Genomic DNA, 14,017 nt, shown 5'->3' with positions numbered 1-14,017 from the left:
ATGAAATTTGCTGTCATTCAGTTCCCAGGTTCAAATTGTGACCTTGATATGTTACATGCGATTCAGGATATTCTTGGCGAGGAGGCGGAATATGTTTGGCATGCGGAGTCAAGTTTAGCTGGTTTTGATGCCGTTTTATTACCAGGTGGATTTTCTTATGGGGATTACTTAAGGACTGGTGCAATTGCTAAGTTTTCTAATATTATGCCAGAAGTTTTACGTTTTGCGGAAATTGGAAAGCCTGTGCTTGGTGTTTGTAACGGGTTCCAAATTTTAACAGAAATTGGCTTGCTTCCAGGGGCTTTAATCAGAAATAATAATTTGCATTTCATATGTAAAACAGTGCCGCTTCGTGTTGCTAATGCGGATACGATGTTCACGAGAGCTTACGAAAACAACGAAATTATCCAGGTTCCTGTCGCTCATGGAGAAGGAAATTATTACTGTGATGATGAAACGCTTCAGAAACTTCAAGCAAATAACCAAATTGTTTTTACGTATGAAGGAGCGAATCCTAATGGCAGTCGGGCAGATATTGCTGGTATCATAAATGAAAGTGGTAATGTACTTGGGATGATGCCGCATCCAGAACGTGCAGTAGAAGAAATTATTGGTGGAACAGATGGATTGAAACTTTTCCAATCAGTCGTAAAAGCTTGGAAGGAGGAACAAGTAAATGCTTAAAATGGAACCTACTAGCGAAGAAATTAAAGCGGAAAAAATTTATCGAGAAATGGGTTTAACGGATAGTGAATATGAGCTTATTTGTTCGATTCTTGGACGTGAGCCTAATTATACAGAAACAGGTCTTTTCTCTGTTATGTGGTCAGAGCATTGTAGCTATAAAAACTCTAAACCAGTGCTTCGAAAATTTCCGACTGAAGGGAAACAAGTACTCCAAGGTCCAGGTGAAGGTGCAGGGATTGTCGATATTGGCGACGGCTTAGGTGTAGCTTTTAAAGTGGAAAGCCATAATCATCCTTCCTATGTAGAGCCATATCAAGGGGCTGCAACCGGTGTTGGCGGAATTATCCGTGATGTATTTTCGATGGGTGCTAGACCAATTGCGATGCTTAATTCGCTTCGGTTTGGCGAGCTAGATACACCACATGCTAAATATTTAGTGAGTGAAGTAGTGGCAGGTATTGCAGGTTATGGTAACTCCATTGGGATTCCAACAGTTGGTGGTGAAATTCAATTTGATCCATGTTATACAAAAAATCCATTAGTTAATGCGATGTGTGTTGGCTTAATCGAAGCAAAAGATATTCAAAAAGGACAAGCCAAAGGAATAGGTAATCCAGTTATGTATGTTGGAGCTAAAACTGGTCGGGACGGGATTCATGGTGCTACATTTGCTTCGGTTGAATTTAGCGAAGAAGGTGAACAGCAACGTTCGGCAGTTCAAGTAGGTGATCCTTTTATGGAAAAACTATTACTGGAGGCGTGTTTAGACGTTATTCGCGACCATTCGGACATTTTAGTGGGTATTCAAGATATGGGCGCTGCTGGGCTAGTAAGCTCTAGCTCGGAAATGGCTTCTAAGGCTGGGGCTGGTTTGGAATTAATTATGGACGATGTTCCTCAACGAGAATTACACATGTCGCCATACGAAATGTTACTTTCTGAGTCTCAAGAGCGGATGTTATTATGTGTTAAAAAAGGGCATGTGGAAGAAATTCAAGCGCTTTTTGAACGATATGGCTTAGAAGCAGTGGTGATTGGAAAAGTAACGGATGATAAAATGTATAAAATTATTCATCATGGAGAAGTGGTTGCGAATGTACCGGTAGATGCACTTGCTGAAGATGCACCGGTTTATCATAAGCCTTCCAAAGAACCAGCTCGCTATCAAGCTTTCCAGCAAGAAGAGGCTTTTGTTCCAGTGATGACGGATATCGTTGAAACATGGAAAGAATTGTTAGCTCAACCAACCATCGCTAGCAAAAAACATATTTATGAACAATATGATTATCAAGTTCGGACCGATACAGCAGTTGAGCCTGGTTCAGATGCAGCGATTGTTCGGGTTCGTGGGACAGAAAAAGCAATTGCGATGACGACAGACTGTAACTCACGCTATCTTTACCTTGATCCAGAAGTTGGCGGAGCAATTGCGGTTGCAGAAGCGGCTCGAAATATTGTTTGTTCAGGTGGGAAACCACTTGCGATAACGGATGGACTAAACTTTGGAAATCCAGAAAAGCCAGAAATTTTTTGGGAAATTGAAAAAGCGGCTGATGGAATTAGTGCTGCATGCTTAGAGCTAGATACACCTGTTATATCTGGAAATGTTTCCCTTTATAATGAAACAGATGGTACAGGGATTTACCCAACCCCTGTTATTGGCATGGTTGGACTAGTAGAAGATTTAGCGCATATTACTACGCAGGATTTTAAAGCAGCAGGGGACGTGATTTTCCTTATTGGAGAAACAAAACCGGAATATAGTGGTTCCGAGTTACAAAAATTACAACAAGGGAAAATTAGCGGTCGTGCACCAGTTCTAGACTTGACATTAGAAAAAAAATACCAACAACTACTTTTGACAGCAATTCGTGAAGGTTTAGTTGCTTCCAGTCATGATTTAGCAGAAGGCGGATTTGGTGTCGCACTTGCAGAAGCAACTTTTAAAGCAGGGCTTGGCGCAGATGTAGAAGTACCATTTGAATTAAATCAACTATTTAGTGAATCACAATCACGCTTCTTAGTTTCTGTAAAACCAGAAAATGAAGCGGCTTTTGCTAAATTAATGGAACTAGAAAAAGTATATCGACTTGGTGTTGTTACAGCGAGTGAGACGATTCGCGTGCAACATAAAACAGAAACGGTAACAGCCAAAATGACTGAGTTACGATCCATTTGGGAAGGGGCTATTCCATGCTTGCTGAAGTAAAAGGACTGAATGAAGAATGTGGTATTTTTGGTATTTGGAATCATCCGAATGCAGCTGAAATCACGTATTATGGCTTGCATAGTTTACAGCATCGCGGGCAAGAAGGTGCCGGGATTGTTTCAACTGACGGAGAAACATTAAAAGGGCATCGTAATTTAGGATTATTAGCAGATGTATTTAAACATGGAGAATTAGATGATTTAAAAGGTAAGGCAGCGATTGGTCATGTTCGTTATGCGACAGCTGGTCAAAAAAACCTTGGAAATGTACAACCATTTTTATTTCATTTTCATAGTTCGTCTTTAGCGTTAGCGCATAATGGGAATCTAGTAAATGCTAAAACGTTGCGTCGTGAATTAGAAGAAGAAGGTGCGATTTTCCAAACAAGTTCTGATACCGAAGTTTTAGCTCATTTAATTAAACGTAGCCATACGGGAGATTTTGTGGAAGACTTAAAAGTAGCTTTAAACAAAGTCAAAGGTGGCTTTGCGTATATGCTTTTAACAGAAGATACTATGTACGCCGCACTTGATCCAAATGGCTTCCGACCGCTTTCGATTGGACGAATTGGAGACTATTATGTAGTGGCCTCAGAAACATGTGCTTTTGAAACGGTTGGTGCGGAATTTGTGCGAGATGTTGAGCCGGGTGAACTAATTATTATTAACAATGATGGACTTAGAATTGAAAAATTCACTGAAGATGTGAAGCATTCGATTTGTAGTATGGAATATATTTATTTTGCTAGACCAGATTCTAATATTGCTGGGATTAATGTCCATTCAGCGAGAAAACGTTCTGGAAAAAGACTTGCGAAAGAAGCATTTATTGATGCAGATGTGGTTACCGGTGTGCCTGACTCAAGTATTTCTGCAGCAATTGGTTATGCCGAAGAAGCAGGATTACCTTACGAATTAGGTTTAATAAAAAATAGGTATGTAGCGAGAACTTTTATTCAACCATCTCAAGAACTTAGAGAACAAGGCGTACGAATGAAACTTTCTGCAGTACGAGGTGTGGTTGAAGGGAAACGAGTTGTGATGATTGATGACTCGATTGTTCGCGGCACGACAAGTAAACGGATTGTTCAACTTCTACGTGAAGCAGGCGCCGCCGAAGTACATGTACGAATTGCTTCACCACCACTTGCTTTTCCTTGTTTTTATGGGATTGATATTCAAACGAGAAACGAATTAATTGCTTCCAATTATTCTGTCGATGAAATTTGCCGGATCATAGGTGCAGATTCGTTAGAGTATTTGAGCGAAGAAGGTTTAGTTGATTCGATTGGCCGGCCTTATCCGAACGAACCTTATGGGGGACTTTGTATGGCATATTTTAACGGAGATTATCCAACACCTTTATATGATTATGAAGCGGAATATTTAGCGAGCTTAGAAGCAGAAAAATAAGGAGTGAGAAATCGAATGGCAGAAAATGCATATAGTAAAGCTGGAGTCGATGTGGAAGCAGGCTATCAAGTCGTAGAACGTATTAAAAAACATGTTGCTAGAACAGAACGAATCGGTGTCATGGGAGCGCTGGGTTCTTTTGGTGGAATGTTCGATTTAAGTAGCCTTCATTTAAAAGAACCGGTTTTAGTTTCTGGTACGGATGGTGTAGGAACGAAATTACTCCTTGCGATTGAAGCAGATAAACACGATACGATTGGAATTGACTGTGTAGCAATGTGTGTGAATGACATTTTAGCTCAAGGTGCTGAACCGTTATTTTTTCTAGATTATATCGCCACCGGTAAAACGGATCCAGTCAAAATGGAGCAAATCGTCCATGGGGTTGCGGATGGTTGCCGGCAAGCTGGGGCTGCTTTAATTGGCGGGGAAACTGCGGAAATGCCTGATATGTACGGCGCGGATGATTATGATTTAGCTGGCTTTACAGTTGGTGCAGTCGAGAAAAATAATCTTATTACGGAAGGTGCAGTAAAAGCAGACGACGTTTTGATTGGTATTCCTTCTAGCGGGATTCATAGTAACGGTTATTCACTCGTTCGAAAAATTTTCTTTAAAGATAATTCATTCCGTTTAAATGAAGTGCTTCCTGAGTTAGAAATTCCGCTTAGTGAAGAATTACTTAAACCAACGCGTATTTATGTGAAACCTGTTTTAGAACTATTGAAAAAAGTAAATGTACATGGCATTACTCATATTACTGGTGGTGGTTTTGTTGAAAACTTACCGCGGATGCTAACAGATGATTTAGCGGTAGATATTGAGTTGGGCTCTTGGCCAGTACTTCCTATTTTTGATACTTTGAAGAAGTACGGGAAATTAGGCGATTTGGAAATGTATGAAATTTTTAATATGGGAATTGGCATGGTGCTTGCGGTTTCTAAAGAGGATGCAGAAAAAACAGTAAGCTTATTAAAAGAAAATGGTGAAGCAGCTTACGAGATAGGTAAAGTTGTCCCACGCATGGCAGATTCAGTGGTCTTTTCAGGAGGAAATAACGAATGAATATTGCCGTCTTTGCTTCGGGAAATGGCTCGAATTTCCAAGCTCTAGTGGATGATGAATGGATTAAACCGCACATCCGGCTACTTGTATGTGATAAACCAAATGCTTATGTTTTAGAGAGAGCAGCAAAAAATAATATTCCCATCTTTCTATTTGAAGCGAAAAATTATCCGGACAAGGAAGCTTTTGAAACAGAAATTTTGCTGGAATTACGGCGTGACCAAGTGGATTTGCTTGTTCTTGCGGGTTATATGCGTTTGATTGGACCAACGCTACTTGCAGAATTTCCCGAGCAAATCGTCAACTTACATCCGTCTTTACTACCTGCATTTAAAGGAAAAGATGCAATCGGGCAAGCACTTCAAGCGGGAGTATCCGAAACGGGAGTGACGGCACATTTTGTAGACGCGGGAATGGATACTGGCCCGATTATCGATCAAGTAGATGTACCAATTGCTTCAGATGAAACAGTGGATACATTGGCTGAAAAAATTCATCAAGTCGAACATGTTTTTTATCCAAAAGTGATTCGTCATTTAATTCAAAATGGAGGGGAAGAGATTCATTATCATGAAAAGAGCGCTGATTAGTGTATCAGATAAAAACGGCATTGTGCCTTTTGCTAAAGAATTAGTAAAACTTGGTGTGGAGATTATTTCAACTGGTGGAACGAAAGCGGCTTTTGAACAAGCCGGTATACCAGTGACTGGGATTGAAGAAGTAACGGAATTTCCAGAAATGCTAGATGGTCGCGTAAAAACACTTCATCCAGCTATTCATGGTGGTCTACTTGCAAGACGTGATACAGAAGCACATATGGATGCTATTGCAGCTCATCACATTCAACCCATTGATTTAGTAGTAGTAAATTTATACCCTTTTCAAGAAACCATTCAAAAACCAGGTGTTTCTTTAGAAGAAGCTATCGAAAATATTGATATTGGTGGTCCTTCAATGTTACGCTCTGCTGCCAAAAATTATGCAGCCGTGACTGTAGTTGTTGATACTTCAGACTATGAAACAGTACTTGCAGAGTTAAGTGAACACGGTGCGACAACATTTGAAACACGCGAGCGTTTAGCTGCCAAAGTTTTCCGACATACTGCTGCTTATGACGCATTAATTGCTGAATACTTAACAGGCATAACGGGAGAAACTTTCCCAGAAAAAGTGACTTTAACCTATAATCGAAAACAAGTGCTTCGTTACGGTGAAAATCCTCACCAAGATGCAGCTTTTTATACAGAACCACAGGCAGTAAAAAACGCGATAAGTACTGCAAAACAATTGCATGGAAAAGAGTTATCCTATAATAATATACGTGATACAGATGCAGCACTGAAAATCGCTAGTGAATTTAGTGAGCCAGTTGCAGTAGCTGTAAAACATATGAATCCATGCGGGGTTGGAGTAGGTACGACAATTGAAGAGGCTTATTTAAAAGCCTACGAAGCGGACGAAATATCCATTTTCGGTGGCATTGTTGCTTTAAATAAAGAAGTAGATGCTAAAACAGCAGAGCATATGAGTAAAATTTTCCTAGAAATTATTATTGCTCCAAGTTTTAGCAATGAAGCATTTGCGATTCTTTCGAAAAAGAAAAACATTCGCTTACTTACTGTTCCGTTTGCTAGTGGAGTGGAAAGCTTTGAGAAGACTTCTGTAAATGGTGGGCTACTAATCCAAGCAAGTGATTCGGTAGTAGAAGATCCGGCAACATATGAAGTTGTGACAAAAAAACAACCTACAGAAACAGAAATGACTGCTTTACTGGCACAGTGGAAAATTGTGAAACACGTGAAATCAAATGCCATTGTCGTTGGAACGGACAAGCAAACACTTGGCATTGGTGCTGGACAGATGAATCGTATTGGTTCGGCAGAGATTGCTATTCTTCAAGCGGGAGATAAAGCAAAAGGAGCGGTTCTTGCTTCAGATGCATTTTTCCCAATGGATGATACCGTTGAAGCGGCGGCTAAAGCAGGAATTACAGCAATTATTCAACCAGGTGGATCTATCAAAGATAAAGAGTCCATTGCGATGGCAGATAAGTACGGAATCGCTATGGTACTAACACATGTACGACATTTCAAACATTAATCCTCATAAAAAGGACGTGTCATAAAATGAACTTATTAGTAGTTGGTAGTGGCGGGCGAGAACATGCTATCAGTAAAAAGTTACTAGAATCGAAAAACGTAGAGAAAGTATATTGTGCGCCTGGTAATGATGGAATGCGTTTAGACAAGATTGAATTAGTAGCGATTTCCGAAACGGATAAAGCAGCTTTAATTTCGTTTGCAAAAGAACACGAGATATCCTTTGTGATTGTTGGACCAGAAGTTCCTCTTTTAGAAGGTGTGGTGGATGCTTTTGAAGACGCTGGAATGAAAGCATTCGGGCCAAAAGCAAACGCGGCGTTAATCGAAGGAAGTAAGGACTTTGCCAAACAGTTCATGGAGAAATATGCAATTCCAACAGCTACTTCGAAAACTTTTACCGATTATGCAGAAGCCAAAGCCTATTTAGATCAAAAAGGTGTTCCAATCGTTATTAAAGCAGATGGATTAGCAGCTGGAAAAGGAGTCACAGTAGCGCTAGAAATGGAAGAAGCTGTGCTTGCGTTGAAAGATATGATGTTAGAAGAAAAGTTCGGGGATGCCTCACTTAAGGTAGTTATCGAGGACTTCTTAGCTGGTGAAGAGTTTTCTTTGATGGCATTTGTGAACGGTACAGAAGTATATCCAATGGCAATTGCGCAAGACCATAAGCGAGCGTATGAAGGAGACAAGGGACCTAATACTGGTGGAATGGGCGCCTATTCTCCCGTTCCTCATATCTCACCCAAAGTAGTAGAGCAAGCCGTAGAAAAAATTCTTCGCCCTGCAGCCAAAGGTATGGTAGAAGAAGGACGTTATTTCCGTGGAATTCTATACGCTGGCCTTATTTTAACCGAAGAAGGACCGAAAGTGATTGAGTTTAATGCTAGATTTGGTGATCCAGAAACGCAGGTAGTCTTGCCTCGTTTAGAAAGTGATTTTGCTGCCTTAATACAAGCATTACTACACGATGAAAAACCGGATGTACGGTTTAAAAAAGAGGGCATAACATTAGGTGTCGTATTAGCAAGTGCTGGTTATCCTGATCACTATGACAAAGGAAATAAGTTAATGGGATTAAATGAAATTGCAGACGATGTGGTAATTTACCATGCTGGAACAAAGAAGGATACAGACGGAGAGTTTGTTTCAAACGGTGGACGAGTACTTTTGTTAGCGAAAGAAGCAAACACAATGACAGAAGCACGTGACTTACTTTATCCGGAAATGCAAAAATTGGATAACCCCGATTTCTTTTATCGAATGGATATTGGGACAAAAGCGGAATAATAAAAAGTACTATCTTAGTAAAATTTCTAAGGTAGTATTTTTTGTTGCCATAGAAAGGAGTAACGGTTGTGTTTTACACGGTGGTACGTTAAAATATGAAAGTAGGATATATGAGATTATTTGGAGGTAAAGATATGCAAATAGAGAAGTTGCGTGGACAAGGACTGGATGAATTTTTCCAAGGGATTTTAACGCTGGAAAATTTAGAAGAATGTTACGCTTTTTTTGATGATGTTTGTACAGTTAATGAAATACAATCCATGGCTCAACGTTTCCAAGTCGCAAAAATGCTTCACGATGGGAAAACATATAATGTGATTGAATCAGAAACTGGTGCAAGTACAGCTACTATTTCACGTGTAAAGCGTTCACTTCATTATGGCAATGACATGTACGATGTTGTTTTTTCAAGAATGACAAAACCAGAATAAGATTGGTAGGGGTGTAACTTGAAGAAATGGAATAGTAAGGCCTATCAGCTTGTCATTATTTCTATTCTTGCCATTGCAGTTATCTATTTTATCATTAACATGGTTGCAACCGGCGTAGGACTTGAATTTTCACTATTGTGGCATTGGGTCTTCATTATATGTTTTATTTTCACGACACTTGCCAATGTAAAAGAAAAACGAGCAATTGGAACAGCAATTGGCTTAAGTGGCATATTAATTTGTGTAACAAGCATTGTACTTATGGCAATATAAAAAAAGCAATCTCGCTGAAATTTTAGCGAAATTGCTTTTTTAAGTTAAAAGAGTAAATCTAGTAACCCTGTAGCGGAAAGGAAAACGAAAATAATCGCAATCGGTGCAATATATTTAATCAAAAACAACCAAACAATAAAGAGTTTCTTTCCAAAGTGGCTGCTAGTAGTAAATTCTTTCAACAACAGTTCACGAGGCAACCTGTAACCGACAAAAATAGCGATAAACAAAGCTCCGACTGGTAAAATAATATTTGAAACAAGATAGTCGGCGGCATCAAAGATACTTAATCCGAAAATCTGTACGCCGCTCCAAACACCAAAACTAAGCGCACTTGGAATCGCCATGAAGATAATGACTATCCCCATCCCAATACTAGCTTTTTTTCGACTAATTCCGCTATTCATTAAAGGAGCAACAGTCGCTTCTAACATGGAAAAACTCGAAGTAAGAGCCGCAAACAGAAATAAAATTAAGAAAATAATAAAGAACAACATCCCAAATGGTAATTGATTAAAAATTGATGGTAAAATAACGAAAAGTAATCCGGGACCAGCATCAGGTGTAATGTCAAATGCAAAAGCGGCTGGAAAAATGGCCAATCCAGCAAGTAACGAAACAAAAACATTCATTAAGGAAACGGAAATAGCTGATTGCGGTAAGCTAACAGAACGATTCAAATAAGAACTATACGTCACCATCACCGAAATTCCAACACTAAGGGAGAAGAAAGCCTGACCAAGTGTAATAAGGACTGTTTGTGCAGTGAAATGACTAAAGTCTGGTCGCAAGAAGAAAGCGACCCCTTCCATTGCACCTGGAAGCGTTAACGAGCGAATAATTAAAACAATAAATAAAATAAATAATGCGGGCATCATAAACTTACTCATTTTTTCAATTCCGCTAACAACTCCGCGACTAATAACTAGCACATTAAGCAGAATGAAAAAAATGGTCGCACCAACCGATATCCAAGGGTTTGCGGTAGTTACTTGAAAATCATGTAACAAGCTAGCCTGATTTTGCCCAGCGATCCCCCCTGAAATGGCTTTTATAAGGTAGGCGATGATCCAACCACCGACAACACTATAAAATGAAAATAAAATACTTGCGCCAACTACGCCTAGTTTTCCAAGCAAATTCCATTTTGAACCAGGTGCAAGTGTTTTATAAGCTTGAATTGCATCTCCGCCGGAACCTCGGCCAATGACAAATTCTGCAATTAACAGCGGCATAACTACCAATAATGTTAAAGCTAAAAACAATAAGAAAAACGCGCCACCTCCAGCAGTTGCCGCTACATAAGGCAGTTTCCAGATTGCACCAATTCCGATTGCGGAGCCAGCAGACGCTAGAATAAATCCAACTTTTGAGCCCCATTCTTCCCTTTTTTCCTGCATAATAACCTCATTTCCATTTTTTTATGTAAACCTAAGTTGTATGAATAAAATCAAATTTTCCTCATCATACCACAAAATAAAAGCTAGCCCAACATCAATTAGACAAAAAAGCTTAAAAAAAGTTAAAAATTGCTTTCGGAAGGGTGCGGTGATATGTAACTAATGCTATAATAAGATATCCCATAATAGATATTTGGAGGGGCATATGAAGCATTTATTTAAGTTAGACCCAGCGAAAGATTTACCTCATAATGTTGCAGCTAAGCTCATTCATTCTGGAACCGATGGATTTATTATTGGTGGAACAGATAATTTGCAAATGGAAGCAGTGGAAAAGCTGTATGAGTTACTCGCTGAAACAGACTTACCGATTTATTTGGAAGTCAGTGATGAGGCGATGATTATGCCAGAAGCAGAACATTTTTTGATTCCAGTTGTGTTAAATACAACGAATAGCAAATGGACACTCGGTCTTCATCAAGAGCTAATTAAACAAATGGGTGATTTTATCCCGTGGAAACGAGTGACTTCAGAAGGATATGTCATTTTAAATAAAGAGGCAAAAGTGGCTAAGTTAACAGAAGCCAATACAGATTTAACCAAAGAAGATATTATAGCATATGCCAGGTTAGCAGAGAATTTATTTCATCTGCCCATTTTTTATGTGGAGTATAGTGGCATATACGGAGATCCAGATGTGGTTAAGGACGTCAGTGAGGTTCTTAGCAAAACAAAACTTTGGTATGGCGGGGGTATTCGGTCAGCAGAACAAGCTGCTGAGATGGCAAAATATGCGGACACGATTATTGTTGGAAATGTGATTTACGAAGATTTAGAAGTTGCCCTCGAAACCGCAGCAATTTTTGCAAAGAAAACGGTTTGATTATAAAGGCTAGTATGATAAAATAAGAACAAACGTTTGTATGGTGGTGTATAGGAGAATGCAATTGAATGCAAAAGAGTTAGTAGACGGATTAAACCCAGAACAAAAACGGGCAGTAGAAAGTACAGAAGGACCTTTATTAATTATGGCCGGCGCCGGTAGTGGGAAAACACGAGTTTTAACACATCGGATAGCCTATTTAGTGAGGGAACGTGGCGTGAATCCGTATAATATTTTAGCGATTACGTTTACGAATAAAGCCGCTCGTGAAATGAAATCACGGATTGGCAATTTGATGGGCGGGGAAGCAGAATCTATTTGGATTTCCACTTTTCACTCGATGTGTGTCCGTATTTTACGCCGCGATATCGACCGAATTGGTTACGAACGGAATTTCACTATTTTAGATGGCAGTGACCAACTATCCGTCATCAAAGGCATTTTGAAGGAAAAAAATGTTGACCCGAAAAAATTTGAACCAAGAGGCATTCTTGCTTCTATCAGTAACGCCAAAAACGAACTGATTACCGCAAGTGAATATGTGAAAGAAGCTAGCGGTTTTTACGACAAAATGGTCGGCGAAGTGTATGAAAAATACGAAAAGAAATTAAAGAAAAACCAAGCACTCGATTTTGATGATTTAATCATGGTGACCATTCAGTTATTTGAACGAGTTCCGGATGTTTTGGAATATTATCAACGCAAATTCCAATATATTCACGTGGATGAGTACCAAGATACGAACCATGCCCAATATCTACTCGTGAAATTACTTGCTTCTAGATTTAAGAATTTGTGTGTTGTTGGTGATTCGGATCAATCTATCTATGGTTGGCGCGGGGCGGATATTAGCAACATCATGTCTTTTGAAAAAGATTATCCTAATGCGAAAACCATTTTATTAGAAGAAAATTATCGTTCAACCAAGCGGATTTTAGAAGCAGCAAATCGAGTAATTGAAAATAATGGTAATCGTAAACCAAAAAATCTTTGGACTAGTAATGCAGAAGGGAAAAAGATTTTTTACCATAAAGCATTAACCGAAAAAGAAGAAGCGGCTTATGTTGTGATGAAAATCCAAGAGGAAGTAAACAACTCAAGTCGTCCGTTATCTGACTTTGCGATTCTTTACCGAACCAATGCACAATCCCGTGTCATGGAAGAATATTTCATGAAGTCGAATATGGCTTATACGATGGTTGGCGGAACAAAATTCTATGACAGAAAAGAAATTAAAGATATTTTAGCTTATTTGCGACTTATTAGTAATAATGAAGATGATATTAGTCTGACACGAATTATTAATGTACCGAAGCGGGGCGTTGGTCCAGGTACGCTTGAAAAGCTCAATAATGTTGCAACAGCGTATGATTTAAGTTTGTTTGAAGTACTTAATCGCATTGAACTAGCTGGGATTTCTGCCAAAATAAGTAAAGATCTTGTGGCGTTTCATGACTTAGTCCGTGGCTTTACCCAAATGCAAGATTTCTTATCAGTAACAGAACTTGTAGAAGAAATTCTTGAAAAAACAGGTTACCGCGCGATGCTTAAAAACGAACGAACAATCGAAGCCCAAACAAGGCTAGAAAATATTGACGAGTTTTTATCTGTAACGCAAAACTTTGAAAAAGAAAATGAAGATAAAACGTTAATTGCATTCTTAACAGATTTAGCGCTTGTTGCAGATGTTGATAAGTTAGAAGAAGATAATGAAGAGCAAAATGGTGCGGTAACTCTCATGACGCTCCACTCTGCCAAAGGGTTAGAATTCCCGGTTGTCTTTTTAGTTGGGATGGAAGAAGGGATTTTCCCTCATTCAAGAGCCATCTATGAAGAAGACGAAATGGAAGAAGAACGTCGCTTAGCTTATGTGGGTATCACGCGCGCCGAAGAAGAGCTTTTCTTAACAAGCGCTTATTCACGAATGCTCTACGGTCGCCCCTACTCTAACCAAGAATCTCGCTTTATTGGCGAAATTCCGCGAGACTTACTCGAACTAGCAAATGAAAATAAATTAAAATCAGAAAAACCTTATGCCAAACCACGCATGCCACAAAAAGCAACGACGGCATATAAATCAAGTGGGGCTGAGACACTCGGCTGGACAGTTGGCGACAAAGCTAGCCACAAAAAATGGGGCGTTGGAACGGTTGTTAGCGTCAAAGGCGAAGGTAGCGGAATGGAGCTAGACATTGCCTTCCCAAGTCCAACAGGTGTTAAACGATTGCTCGCAGAATTTGCGCCAATTGAAAAAGTATAAATTTGGAA

General features: G+C 39.4%; 12 protein-coding genes. 11 read left to right on the top strand and 1 reads right to left on the bottom strand.

Going from position 1 to position 14,017, the window contains the following annotated elements; genetic code table 11:
- The 9 genes from purQ (at position 1) to CKV67_RS09050 (ending at position 9,466) form a co-directional block, all read left to right on the top strand.
- Positions 1–684, top strand: a complete 684-nt coding sequence (purQ, locus tag CKV67_RS09090) for a phosphoribosylformylglycinamidine synthase subunit PurQ (protein ID WP_014093125.1) — start codon at positions 1–3, stop codon at positions 682–684.
- Positions 677–2,896 (top strand): phosphoribosylformylglycinamidine synthase subunit PurL, encoded by a 2,220-nt coding sequence (purL, locus tag CKV67_RS09085; RefSeq protein ID WP_014093124.1) that lies wholly within the window; start codon positions 677–679, stop codon positions 2,894–2,896. Before purQ ends, purL begins: the two co-directional genes overlap by 8 nt.
- A complete protein-coding gene (gene purF / locus CKV67_RS09080; RefSeq protein WP_014093123.1) occupies positions 2,881–4,308 on the top strand; it encodes an amidophosphoribosyltransferase in 1,428 nt (475 codons plus the stop codon). Before purL ends, purF begins: the two co-directional genes overlap by 16 nt.
- Before the next feature lie 15 nt (positions 4,309–4,323).
- Positions 4,324–5,373, top strand: a complete 1,050-nt coding sequence (purM, locus tag CKV67_RS09075) for a phosphoribosylformylglycinamidine cyclo-ligase (protein ID WP_025279996.1) — start codon at positions 4,324–4,326, stop codon at positions 5,371–5,373.
- On the top strand, positions 5,370–5,963 hold the full coding sequence (gene purN / locus CKV67_RS09070) for a phosphoribosylglycinamide formyltransferase (protein ID WP_014093121.1): 594 nt from the start codon (positions 5,370–5,372) through the stop codon (positions 5,961–5,963). The genes purM and purN overlap by 4 nt, the downstream gene beginning before the upstream one ends.
- A complete protein-coding gene (gene purH / locus CKV67_RS09065) occupies positions 5,944–7,473 on the top strand; it encodes a bifunctional phosphoribosylaminoimidazolecarboxamide formyltransferase/IMP cyclohydrolase (RefSeq protein ID WP_014093120.1) in 1,530 nt (509 codons plus the stop codon). The genes purN and purH overlap by 20 nt, the downstream gene beginning before the upstream one ends.
- 26 nt (positions 7,474–7,499) lie before the next feature.
- Entirely contained in the window at positions 7,500–8,762 is a 1,263-nt protein-coding gene (gene purD, locus CKV67_RS09060) for a phosphoribosylamine--glycine ligase (RefSeq protein WP_014093119.1), read from the top strand.
- A 134-nt stretch (positions 8,763–8,896) separates the two neighbouring features.
- Entirely contained in the window at positions 8,897–9,193 is a 297-nt protein-coding gene (locus CKV67_RS09055; RefSeq protein WP_003720075.1) for a YerC/YecD family TrpR-related protein, read from the top strand.
- Positions 9,194–9,211: 18 nt separating this feature from the next.
- Positions 9,212–9,466 carry a hypothetical protein gene (locus CKV67_RS09050; RefSeq protein ID WP_014093118.1) on the top strand — a complete coding sequence of 85 codons (255 nt, stop codon included), beginning with the start codon at positions 9,212–9,214 and terminating at the stop codon, positions 9,464–9,466.
- A 44-nt stretch (positions 9,467–9,510) separates the two neighbouring features.
- On the opposite strand, the gene CKV67_RS09045 is transcribed toward CKV67_RS09050, so the two are convergent.
- On the bottom strand, positions 9,511–10,866 hold the full coding sequence (locus CKV67_RS09045; RefSeq protein WP_014093117.1) for a sodium-dependent transporter: 1,356 nt from the start codon (positions 10,864–10,866) through the stop codon (positions 9,511–9,513).
- A 205-nt stretch (positions 10,867–11,071) separates the two neighbouring features.
- On the opposite strand from CKV67_RS09045, the gene pcrB reads away from it, so the two are divergent.
- Both pcrB and pcrA read left to right on the top strand, forming a co-directional pair.
- On the top strand, positions 11,072–11,749 hold the full coding sequence (gene pcrB / locus CKV67_RS09040) for a heptaprenylglyceryl phosphate synthase (RefSeq protein ID WP_014093116.1): 678 nt from the start codon (positions 11,072–11,074) through the stop codon (positions 11,747–11,749).
- A gap of 64 nt (positions 11,750–11,813) precedes the next feature.
- The gene (pcrA, locus tag CKV67_RS09035) at positions 11,814–14,009 is read left to right on the top strand and encodes a DNA helicase PcrA (RefSeq protein WP_014093115.1); all 2,196 of its coding nucleotides are present in this window, start codon (positions 11,814–11,816) and stop codon (positions 14,007–14,009) included.
- Positions 14,010–14,017 lie beyond the last annotated feature (8 nt).

The organism is Listeria ivanovii subsp. ivanovii, assembly GCF_900187025.1.
GTDB lineage: Bacteria > Bacillota > Bacilli > Lactobacillales > Listeriaceae > Listeria > Listeria ivanovii.
Note: the sequence above shows the minus strand (reverse complement) of the source record. Positions and strands in the feature narration are given on the sequence as shown.